Raw genomic sequence first — 15,603 nt, forward strand, 5'->3', positions numbered from 1 at the left:
AAGACGTGCCGCGCGACATGATCGCCATTCGCTTCGGCCGGGATATGCGCTTTGCTGCGGTTGCATCGCCCGACTATCTGTCGTGTCACCCGGCTCCGAAGGCCCCTCACGATCTGGTGAATCATCGTTGCATCCGCTTCCGTTTCGAAAGCGGCACGCTGTACCGCTGGGATCTGACGCATCGGGGCAAGACGGCGAGCATTGATGTCGACGGCCCGATGACGCTCGGCAATATCAATCTGATGATCGAGGCGGCGCTGGCCGGGATCGGTATTGCGTGGGTGCCCGAGGAACTGGTCGAGGAGCCACTGGCGGCCGGGCGGCTGGTTCAGTTGTTGCCGGAATGGAGTCCTACGTTTCCGGGACTCTGTCTGTACTATCCGGCTAATCGTCACCAGCCTGCGGCTTTGAGATTGTTCGCGGATGCGGTGAGGTCCTGGGGCGAGCGTCGGGCCGCGGAAGATTCGACACAAAGCCGCGGCACGAACGGGGTCCGGGCGGCCGCGCGCGCCAAGGCGGCCGTCCGGCGGAGCTAGCGAGTGCTTACTCAGCATCTTTGAGATGCATCTCTGGAAAACGTTGAACCACGCGACTGCCGGGAAACCCTGCGCGCGATGATTGCCGACGGCCTTAACGGTATGCGCTCAAACGCGCGGCAGATCGTCAATGCATTTTTCGACATGATCGCCAGGGACATCCGTGTTGATCCCGTCGTGGCCGTCGGTGTGAGCGACAGACACAATTTTTGGCCCAAGATACCGTGTGCCGCCCAGCGTAAAAAGGGACCAAACAGCATCTCCCCGACGGATCGCGGCGACGACTTCTTCCACCTCGACAATCGACGGGGGGGACAGCCAGTCACGCGTCGACGGATCGACGGGAGCCCAGCGCACGTGGGTAAACCTGTCGTTCGCCGGGTTGATGCGAACGGCGTCTATAGCAAAAGTAGTCACATCTACCTCCATCGCCCTGACAAAGGGATTTCATCATTATGCGCCGCTTCTTTTGCCGGGGATCGGGAGGATCGATCGGGAGCGCCGTTATCAGCCCTTGCGGCATGTATCGCTATCGCCTGACGGACCGCCCCCCACTAACAGGCTCAACGTGCGAGCAACGATGGAAGGCGCGACCTGTGTCGAAGGACCGCAGTCAAAGCTGATCGATATATACGCGGGCATACGCGTCGGCGGCGTCTCGAGCCTGAGGCTCAGTGTCGAAGTATCCCGGGACGGCGTGCCCGTCCAAAATAGTCTCTTCGGTTCCGTCCCTGCCGAGTCTCAGTTCACCCTGCCATGGCGAACCATTTGTGCCCACCGGAGTGGCCGAGATCTCATACCAATAGTTGTGGTACTTCGCGCGCGGAGTCATGTCGCTCTCCCAGTTTCACCGATGATCATAGCAGCGAAGAAAGCGACAACCCGATCAATCTTGCCCGCCGTTCAGCAGCATCCGGATCTGGCGCTCCGGCGGCCGGCTGCCCGTCAAGGTCGGCGCAAGATGGGCGGGGGTGACTCCAGAGTTCCATCTTGAACAACTAGAACGCTGGTCAGCCGATGCCGGCACCCGAACCGCCTTCGAGAATCATGTCGACGCGCCGCTTGCCTTCGACATACCCCGCCTCTCGGGCCATTTCTTCACTGCGGAAAGTGGCGACAAGCTCCTGGAAGCGAATGCTCTGCCCAGCGAGGTGGGCATCGGAACCGTGGCGACAGATGTAGGCCGAGTAATGCCACAAGGTGGTCGGAGCCGGGGGACCGTATGCAAGGATCGGCAGGACCCAGACTTCGTATCCGTTGTGTTCGATCTTGTCCCACATGGCTGTCTCCATCGTGATTGTCGAGAAATCGCTGCACGCTGCCTAAGCGCCATGCTCGTCGCACCACTGGATGGCCCAACGCTGGGCCGCCTCGAAAGCGTCCGCGTCGGAGGGATAATCCCCGAGGGGGCCCGAATACTTCACCTCGGCGAAATCGCCACCCGCCGAGGCGCGCCGGTAGATCTTCGCGCGAGCGTAATAGTGGCCACCTTCGTCGAGAGGCGACGCGTCGATGTGGAACTCCTTGTAGTCAAACCGCATGGTCGTCTCCAAAAGTTTGCTCTACTCGTCCGGTAGTCACAAGCAGGACAGAGGAAAAAGAATCCCTGTTCATCGACTTCCGGTTCGACCTGATCAAAGTCGAACGTCACATTGCAGTTTCGACAGGTCCACACAGCGGCCTCCGTCGGTCTCCTTGAGGGATCCTAGCATGCAATACCTTATCGACACCGACCTCGCCGGCGAGCGTGGCGCGCACCTCAGCGACTGCGGGGCATACCGGTATCGCCTCTGGCGCGGATGGGATCGCAGCCTGCCGACGCTGGCCTTTCTGATGCTGAACCCGTCGACGGCCGACCACCTCACGGACGATCCCACCATCATGCGGTGTATGTCTCGCGCGGTCGCCGGCAAGTACGGCCGGCTCGAGGTGGTCAACCTCTTCCCGCTGCGCGCGACTAACCCGCACGAACTGCTCACTCACGCAGACCCGCTCGGACCTGGGCGGACAGCCGACGGCGCCGTCATGGCTGCGATCGAGCGGGCCCACATCGTGATTTGCGCGTGGGGAGCGCACCCGGCGGCCGCCGGGCGAGCCGCTGACCTGATGCGCCTCTTCGGGAGCGTCGGCTGGCGCAGCAGGCTATTTCATATCGGCCTGAATAAGGACGGCAGCCCGAAGCACCCGCTTTACATCGCCGCCAACACGCAGCCCAGACCCTTCGAATTCGCAGCATGATCGCATGCGGCACAACGTACCCTGGAAGTCACGCGCGGCGAGGATTACTTAGACGAACAGACAGGACGCGCCGGCGGACGCGACACGATGTGGCGCAACTTCATGGCCAGGGTTCTGATAAGACGGAGATGAAAGAGAAATTGACCGAGCACGACACGCGGGCGAAATACGCGACCGACGCGGAGACTTTGGAGCACGCCCGAGCGCTATTGGCGGTTGCCGACGGCACTTGACCGAGAATATTTACAGGCGGAAACCGGGACGTAAAGGCTTTGCGATAGCTCGCCAAAGGTACAGCGGACAAATCCGACAGCCTGGAAAGGCTTATGGGAAGGGTGGCGGAGAGACGGGGATTCGAACCCCGGATAGGTTATTAACCTATACACGCTTTCCAGGCGTGCGACTTAAACCGCTCATCCATCTCTCCGGCGGGGAGCCGAATTATAGCAAACTTCACGCCTTACGCCACACCCTCGCGCAAACGCGGCTAGGGATGCCGGATGTAGTCCACCAGCGCCCTCGCATAAGCGTCCGGTTTGCGGTCGATCAGACTCACGCCGATCGCCACAAGAAACCCCGCCGGCACGCCGAACACGCCCGAGCTGATCGGCTCGATGCCGAACCATCGCGCGCCGGTGAAACCCGTCATCTGCGTGAAGAACGGATACGTCGAAACGATGTAGTAGATGCACACCAGCAGCCCCGCCACCATGCCCGCGACGGCGCCGAGCCGCGTCGTGCGCTTCCAGAACACGCCGAGCACCAGCACCGGAAACAGGCTCGATGCCGCCAGCGAAAACGCCGCCCCCACCAGAAACAGAATATTCCCCGTATTCAGCGACGCCACATACGAGGCGAACAGCGCCACCCCCAGCAACAGAATCTTCGAGATCGTCACACGCCGCTGGCTCGACGCGTTGGGATCGACCATGTGGTAGTACACGTCGTGTGACAACGCATTGGCGATCGTCAGCAGCAAACCATCCGCGGTCGAAAGCGCCGCGGCCAGCGCGCCGGCCGCGATCAAGCCCGACATCACGTACGGCAGCCCCGCAATCTCCGGCGCGGCGAGCACGACCATATCGGGCTGCATCTGGATCTCGCTCCAACGCACGATCCCATCGCCATTCGTATCGGCGAGACTGATCAGAGTCGGCTCTACCCTGCGCCATTGCGTGAGCCATTGCGGCAGATCGGCAAAGTGATGGCCGACCAGGTTGCTCAGAATCTCGTACTTGATCAGCACCGCGAGCACCGGCACCGTCAGGTAGAACAGCGCGACGAAAAAGAGCGTCCAGCCGACCGAGCGCCGCGCGGACGCCACTGACGTGGTCGTGTTATAGCGCGTCAGAATATGCGGCAGGCTCGCGGTGCCGAGCGACAGACACAGCAGCAGCGAAAGAAAATTGCGCTCATGGATGCGCCGGTCTTCATCGTTGACAGCGGGAAACGGCTCATGCATCGGCACCGGCGCGGCCGCGCGCATCAGCATTTCGTCACGGCGCTGGGTCCAGACGATCTGCGCGGCGGCGGCGTCGCGCGGAAACTGTTCGAGCGCCCTTTCGCGCTCCTTGATTTCGCGCAGCGGGCCGTTGTGACGGCGCAGATCGGCGACTTCCTGCGCGAGCCGCTGCTTTTCGTCGACGAACGATTGCGGCAACGTGTCGAGCCGCCTCTGCATCAGCGTGGCGCGGCGTCGATAGTCGTCGCGCACGGTCTGTTCGAGCGGCTCGTCGCGCACCTGTTTCTCGAGGCTCTCCATGCGCTCCATCAAACGGCCGTAGCTGAATTGCGGCGCCCAGCCGAGGCCGTCCTTATGCGCGATCATCGACACCGGGATCAGGATCGCCGCGATCAGGATGATGTACTGCGCGACCTGGGTCCACGTGACGGCGCGCATGCCGCCCAGAAACGAACACACGAGGATGCCCGCGAGGCCGCAGAAAATGCCGACGGCGAAATCCACGCCGATAAAGCGCGTCCCGATCAGGCCGACGCCCTGGATCTGCGCGACCAGATAGACGAACGAGCACAGGACCGCGGCCAAGGCCGCGAGGCCGCGCACCGCGTTGCTCGAAAAGCGCGTGCCGAGAAAATCGGGAATCGTGTAGCGCGCGAGCTTGCGCACGTAGGGTGCAAGCAGAAACGCGACGAGGCAATAGCCGCCGGTCCAGCCCATCAGATACGCAAGACCGTCGTATCCGGTCGCATAGATCGACCCGGCCAGTCCGATGAACGACGCGGCCGACAGCCAGTCGGCCGCGGTCGCCATGCCGTTGAACGCAGAGGGCACACGCCGCCCCGCCACGTAGTATTCGACCAGATCGGAGGTGCGCGACAGCACGCCGATCACCGCGTACACCGCGATCGGCACGAACAGGAACACATAGCCGATCCACACGCCGGGGCCGTTCGTGCGCTCGATGCGCCACATCACATAGATGAACAGCAGGAAGCCGAGCGTATAGAGCGCGTAGGAGCGGATCAGACGGTGCGTGAGCTTCATCGGCTCAGCGTCCGCCGGTGGCCGGCGCAGCGGCGCTGGCGTTCGTGTCCGCGCTGGCATCGGCAGTCGCCCTGGCGCTGGCATCGGCATCGAATGCGCGTTGCAGGCGGCGGTCGGCGCGCTGCATCAGCACGATGTACACGATGATCAGCGCGAGGTAGATCAGGATCGCGCCTTGTGCGCCGAAGTAGAACGGCAACCTGAAGCCGCCGATACGCGCCGCTGCCATCGCCGGCGCGATCAGCGGCAACACGAACGAGACCACGAAGCCGACAGCCATCAGCGTCGCGATCAGCGCGAGATTGAAGCGCCAATACCGGCGATGCGCGAACGCCATCTCCGCCGAGACCGCGGGCGGTTCGGGCGCGGGATTGAGCGTAGCGTGGGAGTGGTGCGGCGCGGCCATGCGCCTATGTATCAAAAAGGCACCGGGCAGGCAATCGGGATTGACCGCGCGGTGGCCTTCATAGCGTGGCTCACGGGCCGAACTTTGCGTCAGATGAGGAGCGCATCGTTCGATGCGCCCTTGCTATGAACACAGTTGAACCGGCGCTCAGAGCGACTCGCCGAGCTGATCGAGAATCGCCGGGTTCTCCAGCGTGGACACGTCCTGAGTGATCTCTTCGCCCTTCGCGAGCGAGCGCAGCAGGCGGCGCATGATCTTGCCCGAACGCGTCTTCGGCAGATTCTCGCCGAAGCGGATGTCCTTCGGCTTCGCGATCGGCCCGATCTCCTTGGCGACCCAGTTCCGCAGTTCGTTGGCGAGCTTCAGCGCCTCGTCGCCTTCCGGACGCGCCCGCTTGAGCACGACGAACGCGCAGACGGCTTCGCCGGTGGTGGCGTCGGGCCGGCCTACCACGGCTGCCTCGGCGACGAGCGGATTCGACACCAGCGCCGACTCGATCTCCATCGTGCCGAGCCGGTGACCCGACACGTTCAGCACGTCGTCGATACGGCCCATGATCGTGAAGTAGCCGGTCTCCTTGTCGCGCACCGCGCCGTCGCCGGCGAGATAGAGCTTGCCGCCGAGTTCCTCGGGGAAGTAGCTCTTCTTGTAGCGGTCCGGGTCGCCCCACACGTTGCGCAGCATCGACGGCCACGGACGCTTCACTACCAGAATGCCGCCCTGCCCGTTCGGCACGTCCTGACCGGTTTCGTCGACGACCGCGGCCATGATGCCCGGCAGCGGCAGCGTGCATGAACCCGGCACGAGCGACGTGGCGCCCGGCAGCGGCGTGATCATGTGGCCACCGGTTTCGGTTTGCCACCACGTGTCGACGATCGGGCAACGGCCGCCGCCGACGTTCTCGTGATACCACACCCACGCTTCCGGATTGATCGGCTCGCCGACCGTGCCGATGATGCGCAGCGTCGACAGATCGTAGCTCTTCGGATGCACTTTCTGGTCGGCGTCGGCGGCCTTGATCAGCGAGCGGATCGCCGTGGGCGCCGTGTAGAAGAGCGACACCTTGTGCTTCGCGATCATCTCCCAGAAGCGCCCGGCGTTCGGGTAAGTCGGCACGCCTTCGAACACGACCTGCGTGCCGCCGAGCGTCAGCGGCCCATAGGTGATGTAGCTATGGCCGGTGATCCAGCCGATGTCGGCGGTACACCAGAACACGTCGGTGGGCTTCCAGTCGAAGGTCCACTTCAGGGTCTGCGCGGCCCACAGCAGATAGCCACCGGTGCTGTGCTGCACGCCCTTCGGCTTGCCGGTCGAACCGGACGTGTAGAGGATGAACAGCGGATGCTCGGCGCCGACCCACTCGGGCGCGCATTGATCCGATTCGGCCTGCGTGAGTTCGTGCATCCACAGGTCGCGGTCTTCGTTCCATGCGACCTTGCCGCCGGTGCGCCGATAGACGATCACGCTCTTGACCGCTTCGCAGCCGCCCATCGCGAGCGCTTCGTCGGCGATGTTCTTCAGCGGCAATGCCTTGCCGCCGCGCATCTGTTCGTCGGAGGTCACGAGCGCGACGGCGCCCACGTCCACCAGCCGCTCGTTGAGCGACTTCGACGAAAAGCCGCCGAACACCACCGAATGCGTGGCGCCAAGCCGCGCGCAAGCCTGCATCGCGACGATGGCTTCGATCGACATCGGCATATAGATCACCACGCGGTCGCCCTTCTTCACGCCGCGCTTCTTCAACGCGTTCGCGAAGCGCGACACGCGTTGCAGCAGATCCTGATAGGTGACGTTGGTGACGGTGCCGTCGTCGGCTTCGAACACGATCGCGACGCGCTCGCCATTGCCGGCTTCGACGTGGCGGTCGATGCTGTTATACGACGCGTTCAGCTGGCCGTCTTCGAACCACGTGTAGAACGGCGCGTTCGATTCGTCGAGCACCTTGGTAAAGGGCTTGCTCCAGCTCAGCGTCTCGCGGGCAAGGCGCCCCCAGAAGCCTTCGTAATCGCGCTCCGCTTCGGCGGCGAGAGCGTGGTACGCGTCCATGCCGGAGATCGCGGCACCCGCCGCTGCTTCAGCGGAGGGCGGGAAAACACGGTGTTCCTGAAGAACCGATTCAATCGCAGACATCGACAACCCCTTGGTGAAGATGAAACGTAAAATCTCGGCCGGCGCGCCGATGACGCGCCCTATCCGGTGGACGCCGCGGCAAGCGCAGCGCTGTCGCCAATTCTTGCGGCCCGCGCGCCGCGCAGCCGACCGCGGGTTTGCATCGCGCGGCGATGTGGCGCCGCAGCATGCGGGCGCGCGACAGGCCTGCCACTCTTGTGCCTAAACATAAGCGCTGCAACTTACCGGGCACTTACGCGAGCCGCATCGGCTTGCCAGCGAAAACCCTTAGCTGCTGCCTTGCTGCTGTGTTGCCATGACGCACGGCCAACGCACATGCGGCGCACTCAACCCTACGCGGCCCCAAGCGCGCATGCTACTCGTTACGCGAGTTTCATGTAGTCGAACCCACATACGATAAAAGCGGCGCATGCGTTGCAGCGTCGAGCGCCCTGCCGGCAGGCCTCGCGCCTTTACGCTGGCTCGCCCGGCCTCTTACAATGCTAACTGAACTAGCCGTCCGGATTCCAGCTTGAATCGCTACTCCCTGCTTCTCATTACCTCGATGCTGCTGGTCGGCAGCAATGTCGGAATCGGTAAATCGATCGTCGAGTTCGTCCCCGTCCCTCTGTTCGCGCTGCTGCGCTTCGTGATCGCGATGGCGGTGCTATGGCCTTTGCTGCGCGTGGCCAAGCTGCGCCGCGTCAAGCGCGACGAATGGATCAACCTCTTTCTGCAGGCCTTATTCGGCACCTTCGGGTTTACGCTGCTGATGCTCAACGGCGTGCACCGCACCAGCGCGGTGGCGGCCGGCGTGATCACCAGCACGATCCCCGCGGTCGTCGCGCTGCTCGCGTGGCTGATCCTCAAGGAGCGTCCCAACGGACGAGCGCTCGCGTCGATCGCGCTGGCGATCGTCGGCGTGGTCGTCATCAATCTCGCGCACGTGGAGCACAACGCGGGCGGCGCAACGTCGTTCACCGGCAACCTGATGGTGCTCGGCGCGGTGTGCTGCGAATCGCTCTACGTCATCCTGTCGCGCCGCCTCACGCAAACGCTGGCGCCCATCGACATCTGCGCGTACACACACCTGTTCGGCCTGCTGCTGATGCTGCCGCTCGGCGCGAGTGCGCTCGCGCACTTCGACTATCGCACGGTACCGTTCGGCGTCTGGACCCTGGTGCTGTGGTACGGGCTGTCGGCCAGCATCTTTTCGTTCTGGCTGTGGATGAAGGGCATCCGCCATGTGCCCGGCAGTCTCGCGGGCGTATTCAGCGCGGTGCTGCCGGTGGCCGCGGCGATCTACGGCATCACGTTTCTCGGCGAACGGCCCACGCTCGCGCACGGCTTCGCGCTCGCCTGCGTGATCGTGGGCATCGGGCTCGCCAGTCTGAAGACGAGGAGCGTGCCGCCCGTGGCGTCCTGAGCAAACCGCTCACAACGCCCGCGCCAGCCCCACGCGGCCGCCCTGCCCGCCGCGCCGCAGCAAATTCACCCGACGCTGTACAATAGCGCGCCTGACGCGAGCGTTTGCGGCCCTCCCGGCTGTCCATGGCGCCGTCTGCGCCTCGTTTGCGCGGGTTTGCGCAGACGATCCGCGTGCGCCACAGCCCGCCCGGGTCGCCGCGTTTAGTCCGTGTTCCATCACCTGCGTTTCATCTGACTCTTGCCTATGTCCGCTCCGCGACCCGACTCCGCCCGTCAGCGCCGCCCAATGCGTCCGCTGCCCGCCATCATCTTCATGAGCCGCTGGCTGCAATTGCCGCTCTACCTGGGCCTGATCGTCGCGCAGGCGGTCTACGTGGTGCTGTTCGTCAAGGAAGTCTGGCACCTGGTCACGGCGTCGATGACGCTCGACGAAACCAACATCATGCTGGTCGTGCTCGGCCTGATCGATGTCGTGATGATCTCGAACCTGCTGATCATGGTGATCATCGGCGGGTATGAAACCTTCGTGTCGCGCCTGGGCGTCGAAGGTCATCCGGACGAACCGGAATGGCTCGACCACGTGAACGCCGGCGTGCTGAAAGTCAAACTGTCGATGGCGCTGATCAGCATCTCGTCGATCCACTTGCTGAAGACCTTCATCAGCCCCGACCAGAATACGACCCACACGATCATGTGGCAGGTCATCATCCACGTGGCGTTCCTGGTGTCGGCGCTGGTGATGGCGCTGGTCGACCGCCTCACCACGCATACGCATCCCAAACATTTCGAAGAGCCCGCGGCGCTGCACGCCGTGGGTTCCATCAAAGGTTCCACTCCCCTGAAGGCGCACGACTGACCGCACCGCACCGCACCGCGCTGCGATCCGACCACAAGCGCCATTGTCCCCACTGAGCTAGCCATGACCGTCATCAAACAGGAAGATCTGATTCAGAGCATTGCTGATTCGCTTCAGTACATCAGCTATTACCATCCGCTCGACTACATCCAGGCCTTGGGCCGCGCTTACGAGCTCGAACAGAGCCCCGCCGCGAAAGACGCCATCGCGCAGATTCTCACCAACAGCCGCATGTGCGCGGAAGGCAAGCGCCCGATCTGCCAGGACACCGGCATCGTCACGGTGTTCGTGAAGGTCGGCATGGACGTGCGTTGGGATGGCGCGACGATGGGCGTCACCGAGATGATCAACGAAGGCGTGCGCCGCGGTTACCTGAACCCGGACAACGTGCTGCGCGCGTCGATCGTGAGCCCGCCGGAAGGCGCACGCAAGAACACGAAGGACAACACGCCGGCCGTGATCCACTACGAGATCGTGCCGGGCGACAAGGTCGACGTGCAGGTCGCGGCCAAGGGCGGCGGCTCGGAGAACAAGTCGAAGTTCGCGATGCTCAATCCGTCGGATTCGATCGTGGACTGGATTCTGAAGACCGTGCCGACCATGGGCGCGGGCTGGTGCCCGCCGGGCATGCTCGGCATCGGCATCGGCGGCACCGCCGAAAAAGCGATGGTGATGGCGAAGGAATCGCTGATGGACCCGATCGACATTCAGGACGTGATCGCACGCGGCCCGAAGGACTGGATCGAAGAACTGCGCGTCGAATTGCACGAGAAGGTCAATGCCCTCGGTATCGGCGCGCAAGGTCTCGGCGGCCTCGCCACCGTGCTCGACGTGAAGATCATGGCCGCGCCGACGCACGCCGCGTCCAAGCCGATCGCGATCATCCCGAACTGCGCCGCTACGCGTCACGCGCACTTCACGCTGGACGGCTCAGGCGTCGCCAGGCTCGAAGCGCCATCGCTCGACGCATGGCCGAAAGTGCAGTGGGAGCCGAACACGGAAACCAGTAAGCGTGTCGACCTGAACACGCTGACACCGGAAGAAGTTGCCGGTTGGAAGCCGGGCCAGACGCTGCTGCTGTCGGGCAAGATGTTGACGGGACGCGACGCCGCGCACAAGCGCATCGCCGACATGCTGGCGAAGGGCGAAAAGCTGCCGGTCGACTTCACCAACCGCGTGATCTACTACGTCGGCCCGGTCGATCCGGTGCGCGACGAAGCCGTCGGCCCGGCAGGCCCGACCACCGCGACGCGCATGGACAAGTTCACCGAGACGATGCTGTCGCAAACCGGTCTGATCTCGATGATCGGCAAGGCCGAGCGCGGACCGGTTGCGATCGAGGCGATCAAGAAGCACAGGGCCGCCTATCTGATGGCCGTCGGGGGCGCCGCCTATCTTGTGTCGAAGGCGATTCGCAGCGCGAAGGTGCTCGCGTTCGAAGACCTCGGCATGGAAGCGATCTACGAGTTCGACGTGCAGGACATGCCGGTGACGGTCGCGGTCGACTCGACCGGCACGTCCGTGCACCAGACTGGCCCGAAGGAATGGCAAGCAAAAATCGGCAAGATTCCAGTTGCGACGGTTTAATGATTCGCAATTAGCGTCTGTCATGTGAGTCGAAAAGCCGGGGCATGAGAACCCGGCTTTTTTATTGCTGCAGGCGGCACGGTGCGCGATACCTGAAACAATGCCGAAAGTTGCTTCTGAGTCCTTGGCTTTTTCAGGTATGGCGTTTATTGTTGTTGAAAAATCAAGGTCTCCCCTAAGGAAATGCCATGCAAGGCGACAAGAAAGTTATCGAGTATCTGAACTCGCAACTCAAAAACGAGCTGACCGCCATCAACCAGTACTTCCTGCACGCGCGGATGTACAAGCACTGGGGTCTCGATAAGCTCGGCAAGCATGAATACGACGAGTCGATCGGTGAAATGAAACATGCCGACTGGCTGATCGAACGCATTTTCATGCTCGACGGCCTGCCGAATCTGCAAGACCTGCACAAGCTGTTGATCGGCGAGGAAACCAAAGAAATCCTCGAATGCGATTTGAAGCTCGAACAGATTTCGCAGAACACCTGCAAAGAAGCAATCGTCTATTGCGAATCAGTCCGCGATTTCATCTCCCGCGAGATCTTCGTGAAGATTCTCGACGACACGGAAGAACACATCGACTGGCTCGAAACCCAGCTCGACCTGATCGACAAGGTCGGCATCCAGAACTATCAGCAAACGGCAATGGGCGACGTCGAGTCCTGATCGCCTGACGCTGAAGCGGCCCGCACGCACATGGGCTCGCCCGGATGCCCTGGCATCCGCGACGACCTGACCCGCGCGGGCGATATACTTGCGCACTTTCCCGTTTTCCCGGGTTTCCCTTGATTGGCGCGCCGCGCGTGCCCCTCTTGCGCCCTCTTCGCCTATGCCTGCACATGCACCGTCTCCGACTGTCCGGACATTCACCCCCGGCGCCGCTTCGTGTGCGCCGGTCGGCATTTTCGATTCGGGTCTGGGCGGGTTGTCGGTGTTAAGAGCGGTGCGGGCGCAACTGCCCGACGAAGCGATCCTGTATGTCGCCGACTCGCTTTACGCCCCCTACGGCGAGCGCGACGACGACTTCATCGCCGACCGCACGCTTGCCATCGGCGAATGGCTGGTCAAGCAAGGGGCGAAGGCGCTGGTGGTCGCCTGCAACACGGCGACCGCGCAATCCATCGCGCTGGTGCGCGAAAAGCTGCCCATTCCGCTAGTGGGCGTCGAGCCCGGCGTCAAACCTGCCGCGCTGCAGTCCAAAACGCGGGTGGCCGGCGTGCTCGCCACCCAGGTGACCTTGCGCAGCGCCCGCTTTCAGGCGCTACTCGAACGCTACGCCGCCGACTGCCGCTTTCTGTGCCAGCCAGGCCACGGTCTCGTGCAGGCCGTCGAGCGCTGCGATGTCGGCTCGGCCGAATTGCGCGCACTGCTGCACGGCTACCTGCAGCCCATGCTCGACGCGGGCGCCGACACGCTGGTGCTCGGTTGCACCCACTACCCGTTTCTCGATGCGGCGATCCGCGACATCGTCGGCGACCGGCTGAGTCTGATCGACACGAGTGTGGCCATTGCGCGTCAACTGGAGCGCGTGCTGGACCAGCACGGGCTGCGCGCCGTCCCGGACAGCGCGAACACGGTTGCGCCCCGTTTTTATTCAACCGGCGACGGCACCCATCAGCAGCAGCTTGCGGCAACGCTGCTGCACGTCGAAGCGGCCGTCGAGCGAGTGCGGATCGTGTCCCCGCGCACCGCGGGATCGGATCCCCAAGCCGCATAAAATGCGCAGCGGCGCCGTTCTGGCCCGCAAGCTGACGCGTTTTTGCGCATTCTCCAAGATTTCGAGCCCGTGCCGGCCGCATGCGCCGGCCTATCCCTTAGACGAAACCCTTCTAAGAGTCTGGTTTTGTTACAAAAAACCCTGCAGGACGCTTGCCAAACGACCCAAACAAAATGATAATAATTCGCATTAACGTTATCTATGACGCCTGCCATGATTGTCTGTGTCTGCAAATCTGTTTCTGACCGCACGATCCGTTCCTCCATCGCGGATGGCATCGACTCGTTCGACGAGCTTCAGTTTGAACTCGGCGTCGCCTCATGCTGCGGCAAGTGCGAAGAATCCGTGCGTGAGGTCATGATGCAAAGCGGCGTGTGCGCAAGCCGCTGCGGCGTCGTCGAGCATCACACGCAGGCCATCCCGCTGACTTTCTACGAACGCAAGGCCGCCTGAGGTCTGCTTTCACGGCGCGGCGCGAGCCGTGCCTCGGGGCGCCGCGCCCCGCCGTTTCACGCTGCCTCACGCGTTATCCCACTGCCGTCAGCAAGCCAGTATTCGTACCAGCCAGCTACCCGCTCAACTGTCAAAGGGAGTTCGAGATGGAATTGCTGATTGGTTTCGTGACTACTGTGTTCATTTCCCTGCTGATCTTCCGAACATGACGATGTCTTGTCCGACGCGCTGCCTCGACAGCGCGCCGCCGCGCTAATATGCCGGCCTTGCCTACCGTTTCAGCCGGCATCGTGCCGGCTTCGCCCCCTCGTACGAATTCCCGCGTGATGACCGCGACCGCCGTAGTAGCGGCGCTGCACGTTGCCGCGCTTGCCGTGATCATGACGCTGCGTCACGAACCCGTGCAGGCCACGCTCGAATCGCACGTGATGACCGCGCAGTTGCTGCCGCCGGCGCCGCTTGCCGCGCCCGTCGCCCTGCAATCCATCGCGCCGCCGCCCAAGCCGACGCCGCCGGTCCACACGAAGCCGAAAGTCCAGCCGAAGCCGACACCGGTTCCCAAGCCGACCCCTGCGCCATTGCCGCAGGCGGCCGCGCCGTCGCCGACGCCGGTCGCGGCGCCTGATCCCACGCCGCCCGCTGCGGCCGCACCAGCGGCGCCGCCCGCTGCGGCCGCGCCCGCGATCGGTCGCGAGACGATGGAAATCAGCGCGCCGAAGAACGTTTCGCACGTCGAGTGCAACATCGCCAAACCCGACTACCCGTCGCTGTCGAGGCGGCGCGGCGAAACCGGCACCGCCTATGTGAAGTTCGTGGTCAGCTTGAGCGGCAAGCTCGAGCGCATCGAATTGAAAAAAAGCAGCGGCTTCAGCCGCCTTGACGACGCCGCGCTCGCCGCGGTGCGTGCAAGCGCCTGCAAGCCCTATCTCGAGAACGGCCAGCCGGTTCGGGCCGCATACGCCCAGCCTTTCGACTTCAATCTGACCGATTGAGGCAGATTTCAAATAACAAGGAATTGCAATGCAAAACTACGGATTGGCGCACGTGTGGGCGCAAGGGGATTTCGTGACGCGCGGTATCGCGCTCGCCTTGTTGATCATGTCGGTGATGTCGTGGAGCGTGATCGTCATCAAGGGCTGGAACGTGATGCGCCTGAAGCGTCTCACGAAGAACGCCGAGCAGGCGTTCTGGCATTCGGACGATCTCGCCGAAGGCGTCAAGAAACTCGGCGCCGGCTCGTCGACCCCGCACGACAATCCGTTCCTCGCGCTCGCGCTGTCGGGCCAGGAAGCGGCCGATCACCATCACCAGACGCAACCGCATCTGCATGACCGCATGGACGTGTCGGACTGGGTCACGCGCTGCCTGAAGGACACCATGGATGAAAGCGTCGCGCGCATGCAGAGCGGCCTCGCAGTGCTCGCGTCGATCGGCAGCACGGCGCCGTTCGTCGGTCTGTTCGGCACCGTGTGGGGCATCTATCACGCGCTGCTGGCGATCGGCGCGAGCGGCCAGTCGTCGATCGACCAGGTCGCCGGCCCGGTCGGCGAAGCATTGATCATGACCGCATTCGGCCTGTTCGTCGCGATCCCCGCGGTGCTCGGCTACAACGCATTGACGCGCGCCAACAAGTCGGTCGTCGCCAAGCTGAGCCGCTTTGCGCATGGCCTGCACGCATTCTTCGTGACGGGCGCGCGCCTGTCGTCGTCCAGGCGCGGCGACGGCCTGCGTCTCGCAACCCGCGCGAACTGATCGACGAGGCACT

General features: G+C 63.3%; 16 protein-coding genes and 1 tRNA gene. 10 read left to right on the plus strand and 7 right to left on the minus strand.

Annotated elements, in window-relative coordinates; genetic code table 11:
* Positions 1 to 536, plus strand: a 536-nt coding sequence (locus tag PQR02_RS30805) for a LysR substrate-binding domain-containing protein (protein ID WP_408240579.1), incomplete at its 5' end; no start/stop codon positions are given.
* A 108-nt stretch (positions 537 to 644) separates the two neighbouring features.
* Here the strand turns inward: PQR02_RS30805 and PQR02_RS30810 are convergent.
* The 3 genes from PQR02_RS30810 to PQR02_RS30820 form a co-directional block, all read right to left on the minus strand.
* Complete coding sequence (locus PQR02_RS30810; protein ID WP_408240582.1) at positions 645 to 953, minus strand: hypothetical protein; 309 nt, start codon at positions 951 to 953, stop codon at positions 645 to 647.
* A 593-nt stretch (positions 954 to 1,546) separates the two neighbouring features.
* Positions 1,547 to 1,816, minus strand: coding sequence for a hypothetical protein (locus tag PQR02_RS30815; RefSeq protein WP_408240585.1), 270 nt, complete (start codon positions 1,814 to 1,816; stop codon positions 1,547 to 1,549).
* Positions 1,817 to 1,858: 42 nt separating this feature from the next.
* On the minus strand, positions 1,859 to 2,077 hold the full coding sequence (locus tag PQR02_RS30820) for a hypothetical protein (RefSeq protein WP_408240588.1): 219 nt from the start codon (positions 2,075 to 2,077) through the stop codon (positions 1,859 to 1,861).
* Positions 2,078 to 2,246: 169 nt separating this feature from the next.
* On the opposite strand from PQR02_RS30820, the gene PQR02_RS30825 reads away from it, so the two are divergent.
* Complete coding sequence (locus PQR02_RS30825; RefSeq protein ID WP_408240591.1) at positions 2,247 to 2,774, plus strand: DUF1643 domain-containing protein; 528 nt, start codon at positions 2,247 to 2,249, stop codon at positions 2,772 to 2,774.
* A 336-nt stretch (positions 2,775 to 3,110) separates the two neighbouring features.
* On the opposite strand, the gene PQR02_RS30830 is transcribed toward PQR02_RS30825, so the two are convergent.
* From PQR02_RS30830 to acs, 4 genes are all read right to left on the minus strand, one after another.
* Positions 3,111 to 3,201: transfer RNA gene (locus tag PQR02_RS30830), tRNA-Ser, on the minus strand.
* A 60-nt stretch (positions 3,202 to 3,261) separates the two neighbouring features.
* Positions 3,262 to 5,280 (minus strand): sodium:solute symporter family protein, encoded by a 2,019-nt coding sequence (locus PQR02_RS30835; protein ID WP_408240594.1) that lies wholly within the window; start codon positions 5,278 to 5,280, stop codon positions 3,262 to 3,264.
* 4 nt (positions 5,281 to 5,284) lie between these two features.
* On the minus strand, positions 5,285 to 5,686 hold the full coding sequence (locus PQR02_RS30840) for a DUF4212 domain-containing protein (protein ID WP_408240597.1): 402 nt from the start codon (positions 5,684 to 5,686) through the stop codon (positions 5,285 to 5,287).
* 147 nt (positions 5,687 to 5,833) lie between these two features.
* Positions 5,834 to 7,816 (minus strand): acetate--CoA ligase, encoded by a 1,983-nt coding sequence (gene acs / locus PQR02_RS30845; protein WP_408240600.1) that lies wholly within the window; start codon positions 7,814 to 7,816, stop codon positions 5,834 to 5,836.
* A 511-nt stretch (positions 7,817 to 8,327) separates the two neighbouring features.
* On the opposite strand from acs, the gene PQR02_RS30850 reads away from it, so the two are divergent.
* The 8 genes from PQR02_RS30850 (at position 8,328) to PQR02_RS30885 (ending at position 15,590) form a co-directional block, all read left to right on the plus strand.
* A complete protein-coding gene (locus PQR02_RS30850; RefSeq protein WP_408240603.1) occupies positions 8,328 to 9,221 on the plus strand; it encodes a DMT family transporter in 894 nt (297 codons plus the stop codon).
* A gap of 288 nt (positions 9,222 to 9,509) precedes the next feature.
* The gene (locus PQR02_RS30855) at positions 9,510 to 10,079 is read left to right on the plus strand and encodes a TIGR00645 family protein (protein ID WP_223191174.1); all 570 of its coding nucleotides are present in this window, start codon (positions 9,510 to 9,512) and stop codon (positions 10,077 to 10,079) included.
* Between the two features lie 63 nt (positions 10,080 to 10,142).
* Complete coding sequence (locus PQR02_RS30860; protein WP_408240607.1) at positions 10,143 to 11,666, plus strand: fumarate hydratase; 1,524 nt, start codon at positions 10,143 to 10,145, stop codon at positions 11,664 to 11,666.
* Between the two features lie 188 nt (positions 11,667 to 11,854).
* The gene (bfr, locus tag PQR02_RS30865; protein ID WP_408240610.1) at positions 11,855 to 12,334 is read left to right on the plus strand and encodes a bacterioferritin; all 480 of its coding nucleotides are present in this window, start codon (positions 11,855 to 11,857) and stop codon (positions 12,332 to 12,334) included.
* Positions 12,335 to 12,497: 163 nt separating this feature from the next.
* Positions 12,498 to 13,385 (plus strand): glutamate racemase, encoded by an 888-nt coding sequence (murI, locus tag PQR02_RS30870; protein WP_408240613.1) that lies wholly within the window; start codon positions 12,498 to 12,500, stop codon positions 13,383 to 13,385.
* A 213-nt stretch (positions 13,386 to 13,598) separates the two neighbouring features.
* Complete coding sequence (locus PQR02_RS30875) at positions 13,599 to 13,838, plus strand: (2Fe-2S)-binding protein (RefSeq protein WP_408240685.1); 240 nt, start codon at positions 13,599 to 13,601, stop codon at positions 13,836 to 13,838.
* A 257-nt stretch (positions 13,839 to 14,095) separates the two neighbouring features.
* Positions 14,096 to 14,830 carry an energy transducer TonB gene (locus tag PQR02_RS30880; protein ID WP_408240616.1) on the plus strand — a complete coding sequence of 245 codons (735 nt, stop codon included), beginning with the start codon at positions 14,096 to 14,098 and terminating at the stop codon, positions 14,828 to 14,830.
* Between the two features lie 28 nt (positions 14,831 to 14,858).
* A complete protein-coding gene (locus PQR02_RS30885) occupies positions 14,859 to 15,590 on the plus strand; it encodes a MotA/TolQ/ExbB proton channel family protein (RefSeq protein WP_408240619.1) in 732 nt (243 codons plus the stop codon).
* The last annotated feature ends 13 nt before the right edge of the window (positions 15,591 to 15,603 follow it).

It is taken from the genome of Paraburkholderia sediminicola (assembly GCF_046026895.1).
GTDB lineage: Bacteria > Pseudomonadota > Gammaproteobacteria > Burkholderiales > Burkholderiaceae > Paraburkholderia > Paraburkholderia sediminicola_C.